Origin of the sequence: Streptococcus oralis ATCC 35037, assembly GCF_900637025.1 — a bacterium.
GTDB lineage: Bacteria > Bacillota > Bacilli > Lactobacillales > Streptococcaceae > Streptococcus > Streptococcus oralis.
Map to the genome: position 1 here is coordinate 1,874,180 of NZ_LR134336.1, position 18,352 is coordinate 1,892,531.

The following is an 18,352-nucleotide window of genomic DNA, read 5'->3' on the forward strand; positions in this document are numbered from 1 at the left end:
CCTTTTTATAATTTTTGATATTTTTATTTTCTATGTTTTTATTATATACTATATTTTTGTTTTGTCAATAGTTTTTTATCATTTTTTATAAAAAAGTAGCAAAAAAAGAATCAGGACTGCTCCTGACTCTCCATTTTTAAGCAATATCAAATTTTAATTGACCTGCTTTGACACCAATCTTGAGAGTCTTGCCTGCCACTAATTCTCCCTTAAGAAGAAGTTCTGCCAACTTGTCCTCCACTTCTGTTTGCAGGGTTCTGCGAAGTGGGCGAGCTCCCATTTCTGGATTGTAACCGTGACTAGCTAGCAACTTCAGGGCCGAAGCTTGCAGTTTCAAGTCGATGCCTTTCTCTGCCAGGCTAGCAATCAATGGTTTAACCATAATCTTGACAATTTCCTGCATATGTTCGCTATCCAAGCTATGGAAGACTACCTTTTCATCAATACGGTTGATAAACTCTGGTCGATAAGTTTTTTTCAGCTCTTCAAAGATGCGTTTTTCTATATTTTCCTGGTCAAAACGAATGTCTTTCGCGCCAAAGCCGACCGTCTTGTCATCACGAAGGGCTGTTGCACCAAGGTTTGACGTCATGATGATAATGGTATTTGAAAAATCCACCTTGCGTCCCTTGCTATCTGTCAAGACACCGTCGTCCAGAACCTGCAAGAGGACATTAAAGATATCTGGGTGAGCCTTCTCTACCTCGTCAAAGAGGAGCACAGAGTAAGGTTTGTTGCGAACTTTCTCGGTCAACTCCCCACCTTCCTCGTAGCCCACATAGCCAGGAGGTGCTCCATTGAGACGGCTAGCCGCAAATTTCTCCATATACTCACTCATATCAAAGCGGATAAGGGCTGATTCGTCATCAAAGAGGACTTCTGCCAGAGCCTTGGCCAATTCGGTCTTACCGACTCCTGTCGGCCCTAGGAACATAAAGGAACCAATCGGACGCTTGTGACTACGAATACCTGACTGGTTGCGGCGAATGGCACGGCTAATGCTTGAAACAGCTTGATCTTGGCCAATGACACGTTTGTGCAATTCCGCTTCCAAATTAAGGTATTTCTTGGCATCCGTTTGCGTCAGTTTTTGGACTGGGATACCTGACAAGCGACTCAAGGTAGTCAAAATTTCAGATTCTGTTACCAAGTCTTTATAGACAGGGACTTCCTGCTCTTTTGCGATTAGCTGAGCAGCTTGTTTCCACTTGCCATCCATCAAGGCCTTGTCAGCTGGAGTCAAGTCGGATTCGTCTGTTTTCACATGCTTGGATTTGTTTTGCACTGTTGCTGCTGCTTCATCTAAGAGGTCGATAGCAGAGTCTGGCAAGTGACGACTGGTCAAGTAACGATGCGCCATCTTAACAGCTGTTTCAACAGCTTCATCTGTGATTTGCACACGATGGTGTTTCTCATAGGTAGCCTTCAAACCTTGCAAAATGATCATGCTGTCAGCTAAACTTGGCTCTTCAATCGTCACTTTGGCAAACCGACGAGAAAGGGCAGCATCTTTTTCGATGTGTTTTTGGTATTCTTCCTGAGTGGTTGCACCAACCGTTCTCAAAGTTCCACGAGCCAAGGCTGGCTTCAAGATATTAGCCGCATCCAGAGTCGAGTCAATACCGCTACCAGAACCCATGATGGTGTGGAGTTCATCGATAAAGAGGATCACTTTGCCATCTTCCTCTATATCCTTGATGATATTGTTCATGCGCTCTTCAAAATCTCCACGGAAACGTGTCCCCGCAACAACATTCATCAAATCAAGCTCTAGAACACGCATCTTGGCCATTTCCGCAGGCACATCCCCACTAGCAATACGCTGAGCAAGTCCAAGTGCTAGAGCTGTTTTCCCGACACCCGCATCTCCAACCAAGACCGGATTGTTCTTGGTCTTCCGACTCAAAATCTGAATCATACGTGAGATTTCCTTGTCTCGACCTATAACTGGCTCTAACTTGCCAGAGCGCGCTTGCTCCGTCAGGTCATGCGTGTAGTCCTCTAGACCACCACTTTGAGCTTGAGGCATGCCCATCATATTGGCCATGGAATTTTGCTTGTCAGTTACTGTGCGATGACGTTGACGCAAAGCCTTAAGATCTTCTCTTGTCCATCCTGCACGCTCTTCTAGATTGCGACGAAGAGCAGCAATTCTGACCTGATCTTTCTGGTCTTCATAAGAAAAGCCTGCTCTCTCCAAGATGCGAGTCGCCAAGGCATTGCCATCATGCAAGATTGCATATAATACATGCTCTGTCCCTAGCACCTTTGCATGGACCACTGAGGCCACATACTCTGCTTCTGCAAAGAGAACCTCCAAACGATGGGAAAAGGGTAATTCCGTAAAGGTTTCGTCTTGGCTATAGTCCGTTTCAGTCAGTTCCAACGCAACCTCTTCTAAACGATCCATTTCATAAGGATAATCATTTAGAGTTGCACCTGCCACACTGTAACTGTGATTGGACATGGCAATCAACAAATGTCATGACTCTAGATAACGGGCTCCAAAATGGCTCGCAACCATGTAGGCACTTTCGATACATTCATTCAATGCTTTTGAATAGTTCATCTTACTTCTCTTTTCTATCTACCTCTTGTAATAGCTGTCGGAGCATATTGGCACGGACAACTGAGGATTCTTCCCCTAGGACACGATCTGTTGCCACAGATGCCAGCAAGGTCATCTCCTGCTTGGTCATCAAGTCCTGCTCCACCAAAAGCTGGAGAATATCCTCATAGATCTCCTGACTAACTCGCTCACCAATCGAGTAAAGCAAATCGCGGAGCATCTCATGATGACTGGAAAATTCAATCCGCCCTATGCGAATGTAGCCTCCGCCACCACGCTTGCTCTCAACCAAGTAACCTCTGCTTTCCGTAAAGCGGGTCTTGATGACATAGTTGATCTGGCTCGGTACAACCTGGAAGGTATCTGCTAACTGGCTCCGTTGCAATTCCACAATACCAGACTGGTCTAAAATCGCCTTGATGTAGGCTTCGATATGATCTGATGTATTTTTAAATCTCATAGTAAATCAAACTCCTTCTTTGAACCTTGACCATCTTTGACTATTATACCGAAATTTTTGATTTTTTTAAAGGAAAAGGGAGCAAGTTGCGAAGATTATTATAAAATATCCAAAAACAAAAAGATGGGACCGTAAAACGGTCACCATCATTTTGCTTTATTCAAAGTTAAGATTAGTCAACTTTTTTAGCACGGTATACAAGTCCTGCCAAAGCTGCAAGAACTAGACCAAGAATAGTAGAGAATGCTGTAAAGTCTGCTCCACCAGTGTTTGGCAAATCTTTCTTAGGTTGTTCACCCTTAGGACCTTCCTTAGGTTCTTCTTTTTTCGGTTCAGTATACGTGTTAGTGAAGGTTGGGTTGTTACCTGTAACTGTTGTTACAAGTTGGCCTGTACCGTTGTCAACCACTTCAACTGTCACTTCATGTTTAGCAGTATCGTATGTCACATTTTCTTCCTTACTATCTACTTCAGTAATAGTGTAAGTGTGCTTACCTGCTTCGTTGTACTTAATAGCTTTGAAAGTAACAGTACCGTCTGCAGCGTTTGTAGCTGTCTCAACGACTTTATCACCTTCTTTAAGTTCAAACTTAAATTGACCTTCTACAAGCTTTTTATCACCTTTCAAGACTTTCTTAGCTGTGAAAGTTACTTGTGTTGAAGATGCAACATAAGTGTTGGTGAAGGTTGGGTTGTTGTCAGTTACAGTCGCAACAAGTTTGCCTGCACCGTTATCTGTAACGTTTACTGTTACATTGTGAGTAGATTTATCGTATGTCACACCTGCTTCGCTACCTGCTTTTTCTGAGATAGTGTAAGTGTGGCTACCTGCTTCTTTGTACTCAATACCTGCGAAAGCAACTGTACCGTCTGCAGCGTTTGTAGCTGTTCCGATTACTTTGTCACCTTCTTTAAGTTCAAACTCATATTTACCGGCTTCAAGAGCTTTACCAGTCAAGACTTTAGTAGCCGTGATGTTTACAGTTGTTGAAGCTGCTTTATAAGTGTTGGTGAAGGTTGGGTTGTTACCTGTAACAGCTGCCTCAAGTTGGCCTGTACCATTATCTGTAACTGCTACCTTAACTTCGTGTTTAGCAGTATCGTATGTCACACCTGCTTCGCTACCTGCTTTTTCAGTGATAGTGTAAGTGTGGTTACCTGCTGCTGCGTATTCGATAGCTTCGAAAGTCACAGTTCCGTCTGCGGCGTTTTTAGCTGTCGCAACGACTTTGTCACCTTCTTTAAGTTCAAACTCGTATTTATCAGCTTCTAGAGCTTTACCAGTCAAGACTTTAGTAGCCGTGATAGTAGCTTTTGCTGAAGCTGCTTTATAAGTGTTGGTGAAGGTTGGGTTGTTACCTGTAACAGTAGCAACAAGTTGGCCTTGCCCGTTATCTGTAACGTTTACTGTCACTTCATGTTTAGCAGTGTCGTATGTCACACCTGCTTCGCTACCTGCTTTTTCAGTGATAGTGTATGTGTGGTTGCCTGCTGCTGCGTACTTGATATCTTCGAAAGTAACAGTACCGTCGGCAGCGTTTTTAGCTGTCGCAACGACTTCGTCACCTTCTTTAAGTTCGAATTCGTATTTACCAGCTTCAAGGGCCTTACCATCCAAGACTTTAGTAGCTGTGATAGTAGCTTTTGCTGAAGCTGCTTTATAAGTGTTGGTGAAAGTTGGGTTGTTACCTGTAACAGCCGCCTCAAGTTGACCTTGACCGTTATCTGTAACGTTTACTGTCACTTCGTGTGTAGCAGTGTCGTATGTCACACCACCTTCGCTACCTGCTTTTTCAGTGATAGTGTAAGTGTGGTCACCTGCTACTGCGTATTCAATAGCTTCGAAAGTTACAGTACCGTCGGCAGCGTTTTTAGCTGTCGCAACGACTTTGTCACCTTCTTTAAGTTCAAACTCGTATTTATCAGCTTCAAGAGCTTTACCATTCAAGGCTTTCTTAGCTGTGATAGTAGCTTTTGCTGAAGCTGCTTTATAAGTGTTGGTGAAGGTTGGATTGTTACCTGTAACAGCCGCAACAAGTTGGCCTTGACCGTTATCTGTAACTGCTACCTTAACTTCGTGTTTAGCAGTGTCGTATGTCACACCTCCTTCACTACCTGCTTTTTCAGAGATAGTGTAAGTGTGGTTTTCTACTGCTGCGTACTCAATGTCTTTGAAAGTCACAGTACCGTCGGCAGCGTTTGTAGCTGTGTCAACGACTTTGTCACCTTCTTTAAGTTCGAATTCATATTTACCAGCTTCAAGGGCCTTACCATTCAAGACTTTCTTAGCTGTGATAGTAGCTTTTGCTGAAGCTGCTTTATAAGTGTTGGTGAAAGTTGGGTTGTTACCTGTAACAGCCGCAACAAGTTGACCTTGACCGTTATCTGTAACGTTTACTGTCACTTCATGTGTAGCAGTGTCGTATGTCACACCTCCTTCGCTACCTGCTTTTTCAGAGATAGTGTAAGTGTGGTCGCCTGCTTCTTTGTATTCGATTTCCTTGAAAGTAACAGTTCCGTCTGCAGCGTTTTTAGCTGTTGCAACGACTTTGTCACCTTCTTTAAGTTCGAATTCGTATTTATCAGCTTCAAGAGCTTTACCATCCAAGACTTTCTTAGCTGTGATAGTAGCTTTTGCTGGAGCTGCTTTATAAGTGTTGGTGAAGGTTGGGTTGTTATCTGTAACTGTTGCTACAAGTTGTCCTTGACCATTATCTTTAACATCAACAGTTACTGTGTGAGAAGTTTTATCATAGGTCACACCTGCTTCACTACCTGCTTTTTCAGTAATTGTGTAAGTGTGAGGGCCTGCAGCATCATAGCTGATTGCTGGGAAAGTAACAGTACCGTCTGCAGCATTCTTAGCTGTTGCGACTACTTTGTCACCTTCTTTAAGTTCAAACTCATATTTGTCTGCTTCAAGCGCTTTACCGTTCAAGACTTTAGTAGCTGTGATAGTTTCTTTAGCTGGTTTAGCTTTATAAACGTTTGTGAAAGTAAGGTTGTCAGCACCTGTTGCAGTTGCAACGAGTTGACCTTGACCGTTATCTTTAACGACTACTGTCACTTCATAAGCATTTGGATCGTATTCAACTCCGGCTACATCACCTGCTTTTTCAGTGATAGTGAATGTACGAGTTTCTTCTTTTGTGAACGTAAGTTCTGGGAATTGAATCTTACCTTTTGCATCGTTTGAAACAGTGTGGAGAACTGTTCCGTTTTCTTTCAACTCAAATTCAAATTGGCCAGCTTCAATAGCTTTACCGTTCAAGACTTTCTTAGCTTCAAGTTGAAGTTTTGCTTCTTTAGCAGCGTATGTGTTTGTAAATTCTTTCTTAGAATCTTCAAATTTGACGCTCGCTAATTTTTCACCCAAAACATCTTCTACTGTTACAGTCGCTTTAAGGACGTTCGCATCATAAGTGTATCCAGGTTTGTTATCATTAACTTCTTTAATGGTATATTTAAAAGTTCCTGCTTCTTTGTATTTGATTGCCTCGAACTTCACTTTACCATTCTCATCATTTTTGACAGTTTGTAAAATATTACCTTTGTCATCTAGAAGTTGGAAACTAAATGCATCTTTTTCAAGAGTTTTACCTTCAAGTTTCTTAGTTACTTCTAAAGCTACCTCATCCGATTTGGCGCCTCCACCAATACCGTCTGTTGTGGTAATTGGTGCAAAACCTTCAAAATCAATCGGTTGAGCTTCCTCGTTTGTAGTTACCGACACGTTATTTAGTACACGTTTAGTAACTTGGTCAACTGGTTTAGTCAAACGAGTACGGTATAGGATGAACAAACCTTTATGATCAAGAGTTCCATCACCGTTAGGTGTAATTGAGAAATGGTTCTTATCTGTTACTTGGACATGAGCACTATCCAATTTTGTTCTTCCGTAACCATTTTCCCAGTCTGGGAAGTAGTAACCAGTGATTTCACTTGCAAGAACTTGCCCATCTGGAATAGTATCTTGGATATTAACACCAGTGTAAGATTTTGCATAGCGGTTAACACGGATACGCCAGTTTACATAGTTAGGATCGTCTGAGTCTTGAACTCCCCATTTAGTAAATCCAGTTGGGTCAACGTCTGGAACGATACGAGTCAAATGGTAAACTCCTGCACCAGGAATGTTAATTTCATATTCCTTGTTCTTTTCAACATGGTCTGCCCATACCACAGTAAATGATGCAACAATTTGTTTGTTCTCATTAAACTTCTTAAAGTACTCTTCGTTTGTTACTGTAATCTTAGCAGTATTCGTTGCCTTCTCTGTTGTCAGCGATGCAATCGTTTCACCGTTCGGAGCTTTCAAATCTGTAGTAGAATCTACTTCGATTTTGAACTCATTTGGAACGTGATAAACCATGAAATCACCGTTATTCAGAGTTACATTGTCTGGGAATGCGTAAGTTGTTTTAAGATAGAACTTACCTTCACCATATTTGGCATGATCGACTAAACGGTTCGTATTAATCGTTGGCTCAGTAGTCAAAGTGTACTCTGATTCAGTTTTTTCGGCAGCACTAACAACGCCATTAAGTCTTAGTGCAGGCAAAAAGACCGACACAACCAGTAGCAAGGCCATCAAGCCATGAAAGAGTTTGCTAGTTCTCTTTTTCACCACATTATCCTCCTTATTATCTATAATGGTTCAATTATATTATACAGGTCTATAACAGAATGTCAACTATAATGTGCTAATTTTTATATTAACTTATCAGATAGATGGATAAGTCAGCCAATCCCACGTCCGCATAAGCTTTGAAACAATTAAATCCAAGCAGGGTTCTTGCTTGGATTTAATATATAATATTGTTCTAAGGATCTAAGTATTTAATCCCAATTCCGCTAAGATTTGACGTTTATAGGCAATTTTTTGGACTTCCTTGTCTTCGCTCTGGGACCAATCTAGTTTGACTTCAGAAACAATCTGCCCAGGCCGATTTTTTAGGATATAGATGCGGTCACTGAGATTGAGGGCTTCCTCGATACTGTGGGTGATAATCAAGGTCGTCAGCTGCAACTGTTTGTGAATCTCCAGGTACCAAGCGTGGAGTTCCATCTTTGTCATCTCATCTAAGGCACTAAAGGCCTCATCCAAGAGAAAGAGCTTGTGCCCGAAAAGGTAGGTCCGAAGCAAGGCTACACGCTGGCGCATCCCTCCGCTGAGTTCGTGAGGATACTTATCCCGTACAGCTGTCAACTGGAAGGTCGCAAGGATGTCATCCGCTCGGGCAATGGCCTCTGCCTTATCCACCTTTTGAATCAAGAGGGGTAGGATGATATTGCCAAGTACCGTCTTGTGCTCCAAGAGTAGATCCTTTTGCAACATATAACTCACGCGCCCCTTGGGATTTTCTTCACCGTCCAAGACAATTCGCCCCGACTGGACTTCTAAAATCCCAGCGATTAGGTTAAAGAGGGTGGTCTTTCCAACACCACTTGGACCTAGGATAGAAACCACTTCACCCGAAGTCACCTGCAGGTTGATGTCCTCTAAAATCTTTTCATCGCCATAGGCATAGCCTACGTGTTCTAGTCTAATTTCTGTCATTATTTTACAAATTCGTTAGTGAAGCCTTTGTCTGTCAAATCTTCTTTAAGGATACCATTTTCTTTATCCCATTTGTAGAAAGCATTCCAGCGAGCTGCGTCAAATTGTCCCCATTTTTCCTTGTCACTTGCGTATTCTTTTGACAAGTATTTTTGAGATTCGATGACAAAGTCACGTTTTTCCTGAAGTTCAGGTGCATTCTTGATAAGGATATCCGCTGCTTCTTCTGGGTGTTCCATAGCATATTGGTAGCCTTTTTTAATAGCTTGGATAACTTTGCGAGCTTCTTCCTTGTTGTCTTTCAGATAGTCGTTGTTTGCGATGATAACGGGTGAGTAGTAGTCAAACTCCTTGACGTAGTCTTTCAAGTACATGAAGTTAGCGTCTACACCTTGAGATTTGGCAAGGATACCATCCCAACCGTAGTAAATCCAAGCGGTGTCAAAGACCCCATTAGCAATAGGTGTGATCGAGTTTGAGTCGTTGTTTGGTACTTTTTCAACCTTTTCAAAGTCTCCACCTTGTGATTCTACCAAGGTTTTTAACATAGCAAGCTCAGTTGGGTCATTCCAAGTTCCGTATTTCTTGCCAACCAAGTCCTTTGGACTGCTGACATTGTCAGATTTACGAGAAATGATTCCTGATGTATTGTGCTCAACGATAGCTGCAACGGCAGTAATGCCTGCACCTTTTTCCAATTTCTTAGCCATGTAGTCTTGGAAATAGATAGCAAATGGTGCCTTGCCATTGATCACCAAGTCAGATGAGCTTTCTTCAGGTGGCAATTTCAAATCAACATCCACTCCAGCTTCTTTGAAATAACCTTTTTCCTTGGCAACATACAGCCCTGTGTGGTTAGTATTTGGCGTCCAGTCTAGGATAAAGTCAATCTTCTTGAGTTCTGCTTCTTTATTGTCCTTAGAAGCAGTCCCTTGACCACAAGCCACCAGCACGACAGCTACAAGAGCTGTCACAAGCGTTAAAAACACTTTCCATGTTTTCTTCATCTTCATTTCCTCTTTTCTTTTTCTAAAACATCCTTATCTTAGGGACGTTTCCATTTAATCACATATTTTTCACTAATATCGACCAATTTCATACCCAAAAGGCTGATAATCGACACCAGAATAATAATGGCAAACATGGTATCATACTGAAACAGTTTCTTGGACTGAATCATGTAGACACCTAGTCCTTCAAAGCCTCCCAACCACTCAGATACCACTGTTGTGATAAAGGCGTAGGAGACACTGACCCTCAGACCTGCATAAAAGTAAGGTAGACTGACCGGGATTTTAAAATGCCACAGGATTTGCCAAGGATTCGCTCGCATCAGACTAAACAAGGTCAGCATATCCTTGTCACAATGCCTAAAACCATCCAAAATGCTGACGATGATAGGGAAGGTTGTTGTCAGGATTATCAAGACAATCTTGGGCAAAATTCCATAGCCTAGCCACAAGACCAAGATAGGAGCTATAGCAATGGTCGGAATGGTCTGAACAACCACCATCATAGGGTAGATAAGATCATTGAGCCAAGTCAGACTGTCCATAAGCACAGCCATGATACAGGCAATCAAGACTCCTAAGACTAGTCCGAGTAAAGCCACTCTCAAGGTCGCCCAGCTATGGTGCCAGAGAAATTCTCTGTCACGAACAAAGGCCTGGAGAATTTCAAAAGGAGTTGGTAGGATAAACTTGGGTAAAAGTTTGAATATTCCCGCTAACTGCCAGATTGACAAGACTCCTAGAAAACCCAATAGACTAATGTGTCGTCTCAGTATACTTTTCAAGTTTCTCATCGATGCTTAAAATTTCTCCTACATTTATTTTGACATTTGCAAAGACATTATCTGCCTCCTGCCCAGCCACTTCAAGCGCTTCTTTGAGAATGCGCATGAGCTCATCAAACTCTCCTTCCAAAACCGTTTCAAATGGTGTCACTACCATGGTCGCGGACTGAGCTTGCAGATAAGCAATCACCTGATCGATAATAGCAATTCGATCAATCCCCTGTGATAGGGGCAAGACTTGCAAGGCAATGCTTGCTTTCATAAAAACCTCCTTTTCTCAGGTTTCCCTTTGACAAAAAGAAAAACCTTTGCCATATATGGAAAAGGTGCAGAATTCGGCTAAGTATCGTTCCCTACGCTGGCATTACCCAGATCAGGTGCGGTCGAAGTTTAACACTTCCTCTCAGACTGTACACAGACTCCCATATCTTATATGGAAATATAGTAACGCAAATACAAGGAAAAGTCAAGGAAACTGCTTACAGAAAACCATGAAAAAGAGTTTGAAGGCAAATGCTTCAAACTCTATCATAGCTTTCTTATTTAGCCTCGTACCAGGTTGCCCCTTCATTCTCATCTGCGATAAGGGGAACACTGAGCTGGATAGCTTCTTCCATGGTTTGTTTCACTAGATCTTTAACGGCTGCTAGTTCTGATTTCGGAACTTCAAGGACGATTTCATCGTGCACTTGCAAGAGCATCTTGGTCTGATAGCCACCTTCCACTAGAGCTTTGTCTAGCTGGATCATTGCAATCTTGAGAATATCTGCTGCCGAACCCTGGATAGGAGAGTTGATGGCAGTCCGCTCTGCAAAACCACGAATGTTGAAGTTACGCGAATTGATATCTGGTAACTCACGACGACGCTTGAAGAGGGTCTCTACATAGCCCTTATCACGCGCTTCACGTACCACTTCTTCCATATAGTTTTTGATTCCAGGAAAACGTTCAAAGTAAGTGTCAATGTAGGCTTTGGCCTTCTTACGACTAATACCAAGATTGTTTGCCAAACCAAAATCTGAAATCCCGTAAACCACTCCAAAGTTTACCGCCTTGGCATTACGACGGTCGTTTGGAGTCACATCTTCAGGACGTTCAATGCCAAAGACCCGCATGGCCGTTGAAGTATGGATGTCAGCTCCTTCTTGGAAAGCCTTAATTAAGTGCTCATCTTTAGAAATATGAGCCAAAACGCGCAATTCAATCTGTGAATAGTCCGAGCTGAGCAACACACTATCCTCCCACTCAGGGACAAAAGCTTTACGAATGAGACGGCCTTGTTCCAAGCGAACAGGGATATTTTGCAAGTTTGGATCCACACTAGACAAACGCCCAGTCTGAGTCAAATCCTGCACATAGCGCGTGTGGATCTTGCCATCATCCAAAATCCAGTCTTGCAAACCAATCACATAAGTGGATTGAATCTTAGCAATCTGACGGTAGTCGAGGATTTTTTTAACAATCGGAGCAATAGGAGCTAGACGCTCTAGCACATCCACGGCCGTCGAGTAACCTGTCTTGGTTTTCTTAGTGTACTCTAGAGGAAGACCGAGTTTTTCAAAGAGAAGCACACCCAACTGCTTAGGAGAATTGATATTAAACTCCTCACCAGCCAGTTCGTAAATCTCTTGAGTGAGTTGCTCAATGACAACCTCATTTTCAGCCTGCATTTCAAGTAGGGTTTCTTTTTTGACCTTGATACCAGCAATTTCCATCTTAGCAAGGACAAAAGCCAGAGGTTGCTCCATATCATAGAGGAGATCTAACTGTCCATGTTCACTGAGTTTTTCGAGTAAAACCGGCTCTGTTTCAACCAATACTGCAACCTTGCGAGCCAAATGCTCCAAGAATTTCTCTCTCTCAGGGATAGCTTTCTTGACCCCCTTACCGTAGAAAGTCTCATCATCGACTAGGTAAGTTTGACTATAGAGACTAGCAATAGTTGAAATTTCATTATTCTCGACAGTAGAGAGTAAGTATTTTGCCAAGCGACTGTCAAAAGCAGGTGCCTGCAGGTTCAAACCCAAGCGATTTAAAAGAACCTTCGCTTTCTTAAAGTCATACACTTTCAGAGATGTTTTTTCTAAAAATTCCTTGAAAATCGGCTCTTGCAAAAGCTCAAGTTTGTCTGTGGCGTAAAGTTTATCCCCACAGGACCAGGCAAAACCAACCAAATCATCTGTATGGTAGTTTTCCCCAAAGAGTTCAAAGTGGAAGATAGAGTCGGCACTCAGCATGTCTTGACTAACGTGGTCAACGATGGCGAAATCCAAACTTTCAGGCGCATCCGTTGACGAAATATTTAAAGCTTGTTTGAGCTGTTTGAAGCCCATCTCATCGTAGAATTTCCCAAGATTTTCCACATCTGGGCCATTATAGACCAAATCATCAAGGCCAATCTCAATCGGTGCCTGAGTCTCAATGGTCGCTAGTGTTTTAGATAAAAAGGCTTGTTCCTTATCATTGATGAGATTTTCCTTCATCTTAGAAGCCTTCATCCCATCAATATTTTCATAAATACCCTCAAGCGAACCATGCTCCAGCAAGAGCTTGATACCCGTCTTTTCACCGATTTTCGTGACACCAGGGATATTATCAGACTTATCCCCCATGAGGGCCTTAAGATCAATGAACTGAGCTGGCGTGAGGCCCATCTTTTCCATGAGATAGTCCGGCGTAAAGGCCTCAAACTCAGCCACACCTTTTTTGGAAATCTCGACCACCGTATGCTCGTCCGTCAACTGGATCAAATCCTTATCTCCACTGACGATAGTCACATCAAAAGAATCCTTCTCAGCCAAACGGCCTAGAGTTCCGATGATATCATCCGCTTCATACTGAGCCAACTCATAATGGCGAATCCCAAGGTGGTCTAACAACTCACGAATGAAGGGAAATTGCTCACGAAACTCATCTGGAGTTTTAGCACGGCCACCCTTGTAGTCTGCATACATCTCTGTTCGGAAAGTCGTCTTGCCTGCATCAAAGGCTACCAAAACATGGCTGGGCTCAACCCGCTCTAAGACATGATTCAACATGAGTTGAAAGCCATAGATTGCATTGGTATGAAGGCCATTAGCATTTTTAAAACGATCCAACTGCTGATAGAGCGCAAAAAAAGCTCGAAAAGCAACTGAAGATCCATCAATTAATAATAATTTTTTCTTGTCCATACACCCATTATAAAGGAAAGCAAGGAAAAATACCATCGGAAAGAGCTGAAAAACGTGGACTTGTCCCTATTTCACCATAAAAAAGAAAAGGACCATTCAAATCCTTTTCTTTTATTGATTTCATGCGATTTATTTATTAAATTTTCTCTTTGCAAATGGTAGCAAACCAAGAAGGAGACCAACAAATCCTAGTGATGCGACTGCTGAAGCATCTTTACTTCCTGTATTTGGAAGGAGTTGCTCATCCGTTGCTGCAGGCGCTTTATAGGTACGATCTTGTTCAGTTCCAAGAGTAGGGTTTGTAGCCAAAGGAGCTACACTGCCAGTGTATTCCGGAACTTCATTTACTGCAGGCTCAATCTTTTCAGCATAGGCTGGAATAGTAGCCACTGCCGGAGCACCACTTTCTCCATAAACTGGAACATTTGCTAGGGCTGGGGCACCACTTTCTCCATAAGCTGGAACATTCGCTACGGCTGGAGCGCCACTTTCTCCATAAGGCAGAGCATTGTTTACTATTGGTGTTCCGCTTTCTCCATAAGCTGGAACATTCGCTACGACTGGAGCGCCACTTTCTGCATAAGGCGGAGTGTTGTTTACTATTGGTGTACCGCTTTCTCCGTAAGCTGGAACATTCGCTACGGCTGGAGCGCCACTTTCTGCATAAGGCGGAGTGTTGTTTACTATTGGGGCACCGCTTTCTCCGTAAGCTGGAACGTTCGCTACGACTGGAGCGCCACTTTCTGCATAGGCTGGGAGTTCATTTACAGCAGCTTCTACCGCATTTGCACCTTTGTTGTATTCTGGCAACTCTGCAGTTGCAGCTTCTACTGCGTTCACCCCACCTTTAAAGTCTTCAATTTCAAGAACAGCTGACATGACACTACTTAGAGTCTTAATAGCATCCTCATAGTCTACTAAAGCTTGTTGCAAGTCTTTTACTTGACTATTCTTGTCACCAGAAACTTGTAAACTTGATAACTGCGCTTTAATCTTAGCAACTTGCTCTTCTAATTTACTTAGCTCAAGTTTTTTTGCATTACTATTTTCTTCCGCTGCTTCCTTATCTGCTGCAGCCAGTTTAGCTTGATCTTGGCTTGAGAAATCTTCTTGGCTCATCGCTTCGGCCGGTGTCACCTGATCACTGTCTTCTGCTAAGAAATCGTCTAACAAATCTGACGCTTCGATGTCACCTTCTTCGATGGCTTTCAAGATGCCGTCCTTGCCAATCACTTCTTTAGCCGCCTTGATGGCTGCTTCCTTATCAGTGATAGTGGCATCCTTGTTGATGTCGTCGATGGTTGATTTTTCAATTTTTTCTAGGGTAGCGATTAGATCTGAGCGAACTTTTGCTGCTTCTTCCGCCGCTTCCTTGTCAGCTGCAGTTAGCTTGGCTTGGTCTTGGCTTGAAAGTTGAGATTGAGTTTTTGCTTCGGCTGGTGTTACTTGATCGCTGTCCTCTGCCAAAAAATCTGCCAACAAGTCGGACGCTTCGACGTCGCCTTCTTCGATAGCTTTCAAGATAGCATCCTTGCCAATCACTTCTTTAGCTGCCTTAATCGCCGCTTCCTTATCAGTGATAGTGGCATCCTTGTTGATGTCGTCGATGGTTGATTGTTCGATACCTTCAAGGGCAGTCAACAATTCGCTGTGAGCCTTTGCTTCTGCAGCTTGCTTAGCTTCTTCCTCTTTCTTGGCTTCCTCAGCCGCTTCCTTGTCCGCTGCAGCGAGTGTAGCTTGGTCTTGGCTAGAAAGTTGAGATTGAGTTTTTGCTTCGGCCGGTGTCACCTGATCACTGTCTTCTGCCAAGAAATCATCTAACAAGTCGGACGCTTCGATGTCACCTTCTTCGATGGCTTTCAAGATGCCGTCCTTGCCAATCACTTCTTTAGCTGCCTTAATCGCCGCTTCCTTATCAGTAATAGAAGCATCTTTGTTGATGTCGTCGATGGTTGATTTTTCGATACCTTCAAGAGCAGTCAACAATTCGCTGTGAGCCTTTGCTTCTGCAGCTTGTTTAGCCTCTTCTTCTTTCTTAGCTTCTTCCGCTGCTTCCTTGTCCGCTGCAGCCAGTTTTGCTTGGTCTTGACTTGAGAAATCTTCTTGGCTCGTCGCTTCGGCCGGTGTCACCTGATCACTGTCTTCTGCTAAGAAATCGTCTAACAAATCTGACGCTTCGATGTCACCTTCTTCGATGGCTTTCAAGATGCCGTCCTTGCCAATCACTTCTTTAGCCGCCTTGATGGCTGCTTCCTTATCAGTGATAGTGGCATCCTTGTTGATGTCGTCGATGGTTGATTTTTCAATTTTTTCTAGGGTAGCGATTAGATCTGAGCGAACTTTTGCTGCATCAACCTGAGCCTCTTTATCAGCTTCATCTAACTTAGCTTGGTCTTCATCTGTGAATTCTGATACAGGTTCAGCTACTGTTTTGTGCTCGCTCGTATCTGCTGGCCAGTCTACAATAACATCACCAATCTCCAAATCCTCATCTGCGATAGCCTTCAAAAGATCTTCTTTACCAATCTCTTCTTTGGCTTCTTTGATAGCCGCTTCTTTATCGGTTATTGAAGCATCTTTTTTAATATCTTCAATTACAGCATTTTCAAGAGATTCTAGGGCTTGAACCAGAGCATCCGTCGCTTGAGACACTTGTTCTTTGGCATCTTTTTCAGCCTGGTCTAGTAGAGCCTTCTCCTCAGTAGATAATTTTTTATTAGTTTGAACTTCAGGACCTGTTACCACAGCCTTATCTTCTGCACCTTCTGGCAATTCAGCGATGATATTATCTAAGCTAAGCTCTCCAGACTCAAGAGTATCTGAAATATACATCTTACCGATATATTCCTTCACAGCTTCAGCTGCATCCTCTTTGTCCTCAATCGCTTCCTTATCCTTAATATCACTAATAGCCTGTTCCTCAAGTTCATCCAAAGCCTTCATCAACTCTTCTTTGGTCATTTTAGCTGGATTTGTCGCACCAGGATTAGCTGGACTAGCGTTTTCTGATCCCTTTTCAGTTTGAGCACCGCTCTCCCCTTCTGTTCCAGCTTGTGGTTGTGCAGGAGCAACTGCCTGCTCTTCTGCTTTCCCTTCATCTGCCTTAACTACTGAAGGCTGTGAAACGAGTACACTAGCACCCAATACAGCTGCACTTGCTAAACTTGTTAAAATAACTTTCCTCTTGTCCATTAGACAATGCCCCTTTATGGTTTTTGATATTATTATATTATACTATTCAAAGAACGTCAACTAATTCGATATCCATTTTAAAATTTTATGAACAAGAAGAAAGCCTGTATGATGTTTAAGAGACACTTCCTATTCTTGCCCCATCACTGTTGAGTCTATAGCCATCAATAATCGTATTAACAGCTAAGGCTCCCGAAGCATCGACATAGTAGTGTTTGCCCGAGACTTGGAACCATTGACTAGCTTTCATCCGACCAGATTCCTCTAAGTAATACCAAGTTCCCTTGTCTTTAAGCCATCCCATCTGCATCTCACCCGAAGCCTTCAGGTAATACCAGTGAGAGCCATCCTTAATCCAGCCAGTTGACATGACCCCATTTTCTTTTAAATGATACCAATTGCCATTGACTTTTTTCCATCCTGTCGCTAGCTTACCATTCTCTCGGTAATACCAACTCCCTCCTTCTTTTTTCCAGCCTTTCTCTGTATTGATTAGCTCTGCATACTGCACATATCTTCTAGAACCGCTATAAGACAAATAACCGAGCCACTTATAACCATCCTTTTCAATAACCTGGTCATAACTCACACTCTCACCAGCATAATAGTAGTCAATAACCGGTCCTGTGCTTGATGGGTGGTCCATAATAGGTGATTTCCCCGTGAATACTATTGTCCCACTAGACGGAAGCTCTGAGCTACGAGCATTCTCACCCGCACTATGGCTAGTAGATAAATCCTTGAAATGAATAAAACCTGTCATAGAACTAGCCTTGACTTTTCGACGGTTATACTTTTCTCGAACCCCATAGTTATACTCTTCGATTTCAATCGTATCCCCCGACACATTTGATACCCAGGCCACGTGCCCATAATAACCTTCTGTCGACCAAGCAATAGCCCCAACTTCTGGCTTAGTATCCACACGATAGCCTTCTCGCCTTGCACGATGTCCCCATTCATTCGCATTTCCATAGGCAGGAGGAATCTCAAAGCCATTTACACTACTCAAACGAAAGGCCGCAAAAGAGGTACACTGGCGAGAATACATCCGCCACTGATCGATTTCAACACTACCATTTTTGTAGTGAAGTGGATAGTCATCTCCACGCGCTACACTGTCGGCTTGAACCGATTCCCCACCAAACAAAAAGGTACTTGTAACAAACAAAGTAGCCAGCCCTACACTCAACTGAGTACATCTACTCTTCTTAACTCCTGATTTAAAAAACGTCATTCATTCTCCTTAATAATATAAATTTCCGAGGTTACCCTCGTTTATACTATTCGGGAGAAAAAGAAAAAAGTGAGCAAAGCTCACTTCATTTTAGGATTCTTAGTCTAGATAGCGAATCAAGTTCTTTTCTGTCAAGATATCTGAGTAGGTGAAGGATTCAACGTAGACATTGGCTTGTTTGTCTCCTTCAACATCCCCAAATTCAACGATAAATAGAGATGGATAAACCTCAATTAGCTTACCCAATCTATTTTTTTGGCGCTTACGGCCATTTTCCAAAGTCATTTCAACGACTTGTCCCTCATGCGCCTTGATCTCTTCTTTGATTTTTTTCATCTTGGCTACATCTGTAAATGCATCTGACAT

General features: G+C 42.8%; 10 protein-coding genes and 1 pseudogene. All 11 read right to left on the reverse strand.

What is annotated here, in order from left to right:
- Positions 1-136 precede the first annotated feature (136 nt).
- A pseudogene (locus tag EL140_RS09315) lies at positions 137-2,569 on the reverse strand (ATP-dependent Clp protease ATP-binding subunit).
- A 1-nt stretch (position 2,570) separates the two neighbouring features.
- Positions 2,571-3,029, reverse strand: a complete 459-nt coding sequence (locus EL140_RS09320; protein ID WP_001211261.1) for a CtsR family transcriptional regulator — start codon at positions 3,027-3,029, stop codon at positions 2,571-2,573.
- Between the two features lie 172 nt (positions 3,030-3,201).
- The gene (locus EL140_RS09325) at positions 3,202-7,659 is read right to left on the reverse strand and encodes a Spy0128 family protein (protein WP_000239559.1); all 4,458 of its coding nucleotides are present in this window, start codon (positions 7,657-7,659) and stop codon (positions 3,202-3,204) included.
- Between the two features lie 201 nt (positions 7,660-7,860).
- On the reverse strand, positions 7,861-8,589 hold the full coding sequence (locus tag EL140_RS09330; protein WP_000136195.1) for an ABC transporter ATP-binding protein: 729 nt from the start codon (positions 8,587-8,589) through the stop codon (positions 7,861-7,863).
- The gene (locus EL140_RS09335) at positions 8,589-9,596 is read right to left on the reverse strand and encodes an ABC transporter substrate-binding protein (RefSeq protein ID WP_000754538.1); all 1,008 of its coding nucleotides are present in this window, start codon (positions 9,594-9,596) and stop codon (positions 8,589-8,591) included. Before EL140_RS09335 ends, EL140_RS09330 begins: the two co-directional genes overlap by 1 nt.
- A 38-nt stretch (positions 9,597-9,634) precedes the next feature.
- Positions 9,635-10,393, reverse strand: coding sequence for an ABC transporter permease (locus EL140_RS09340; protein ID WP_078232932.1), 759 nt, complete (start codon positions 10,391-10,393; stop codon positions 9,635-9,637).
- The gene (locus EL140_RS09345; RefSeq protein ID WP_000647669.1) at positions 10,356-10,646 is read right to left on the reverse strand and encodes a thiamine-binding protein; all 291 of its coding nucleotides are present in this window, start codon (positions 10,644-10,646) and stop codon (positions 10,356-10,358) included. The genes EL140_RS09340 and EL140_RS09345 overlap by 38 nt, the downstream gene beginning before the upstream one ends.
- A 277-nt stretch (positions 10,647-10,923) precedes the next feature.
- Positions 10,924-13,557 carry a DNA polymerase I gene (gene polA, locus EL140_RS09350; RefSeq protein ID WP_000358444.1) on the reverse strand — a complete coding sequence of 878 codons (2,634 nt, stop codon included), beginning with the start codon at positions 13,555-13,557 and terminating at the stop codon, positions 10,924-10,926.
- A gap of 129 nt (positions 13,558-13,686) precedes the next feature.
- Positions 13,687-16,749 (reverse strand): SIALI-17 repeat-containing surface protein, encoded by a 3,063-nt coding sequence (locus tag EL140_RS09355; RefSeq protein WP_042903068.1) that lies wholly within the window; start codon positions 16,747-16,749, stop codon positions 13,687-13,689.
- Between the two features lie 115 nt (positions 16,750-16,864).
- A complete protein-coding gene (locus EL140_RS09360) occupies positions 16,865-17,986 on the reverse strand; it encodes an SH3 domain-containing protein (RefSeq protein WP_000142559.1) in 1,122 nt (373 codons plus the stop codon).
- 99 nt (positions 17,987-18,085) lie between these two features.
- Entirely contained in the window at positions 18,086-18,352 is a 267-nt protein-coding gene (locus EL140_RS09365; protein WP_001278165.1) for a Veg family protein, read from the reverse strand.

Excerpts from the sequence above, each read along its gene's own strand:
- EL140_RS09320 (WP_001211261.1), bottom strand. The coding sequence starts at position 3,029 with ATGAGATTTAAAAATACATCAGATCATATCGAAGCCTACATCAAGGCG.
- EL140_RS09330 (WP_000136195.1), bottom strand. The coding sequence starts at position 8,589 with ATGACAGAAATTAGACTAGAACACGTAGGCTATGCCTATGGCGATGAA.
- EL140_RS09335 (WP_000754538.1), bottom strand. The coding sequence starts at position 9,596 with ATGAAGAAAACATGGAAAGTGTTTTTAACGCTTGTGACAGCTCTTGTA.
- EL140_RS09340 (WP_078232932.1), bottom strand. The coding sequence starts at position 10,393 with ATGAGAAACTTGAAAAGTATACTGAGACGACACATTAGTCTATTGGGT.
- EL140_RS09345 (WP_000647669.1), bottom strand. The coding sequence starts at position 10,646 with ATGAAAGCAAGCATTGCCTTGCAAGTCTTGCCCCTATCACAGGGGATT.
- polA (WP_000358444.1), bottom strand. The coding sequence starts at position 13,557 with ATGGACAAGAAAAAATTATTATTAATTGATGGATCTTCAGTTGCTTTT.
- EL140_RS09355 (WP_042903068.1), bottom strand. The coding sequence starts at position 16,749 with ATGGACAAGAGGAAAGTTATTTTAACAAGTTTAGCAAGTGCAGCTGTA.
- EL140_RS09360 (WP_000142559.1), bottom strand. The coding sequence starts at position 17,986 with ATGACGTTTTTTAAATCAGGAGTTAAGAAGAGTAGATGTACTCAGTTG.
- EL140_RS09365 (WP_001278165.1), bottom strand. The coding sequence starts at position 18,352 with ATGTCAGATGCATTTACAGATGTAGCCAAGATGAAAAAAATCAAAGAA.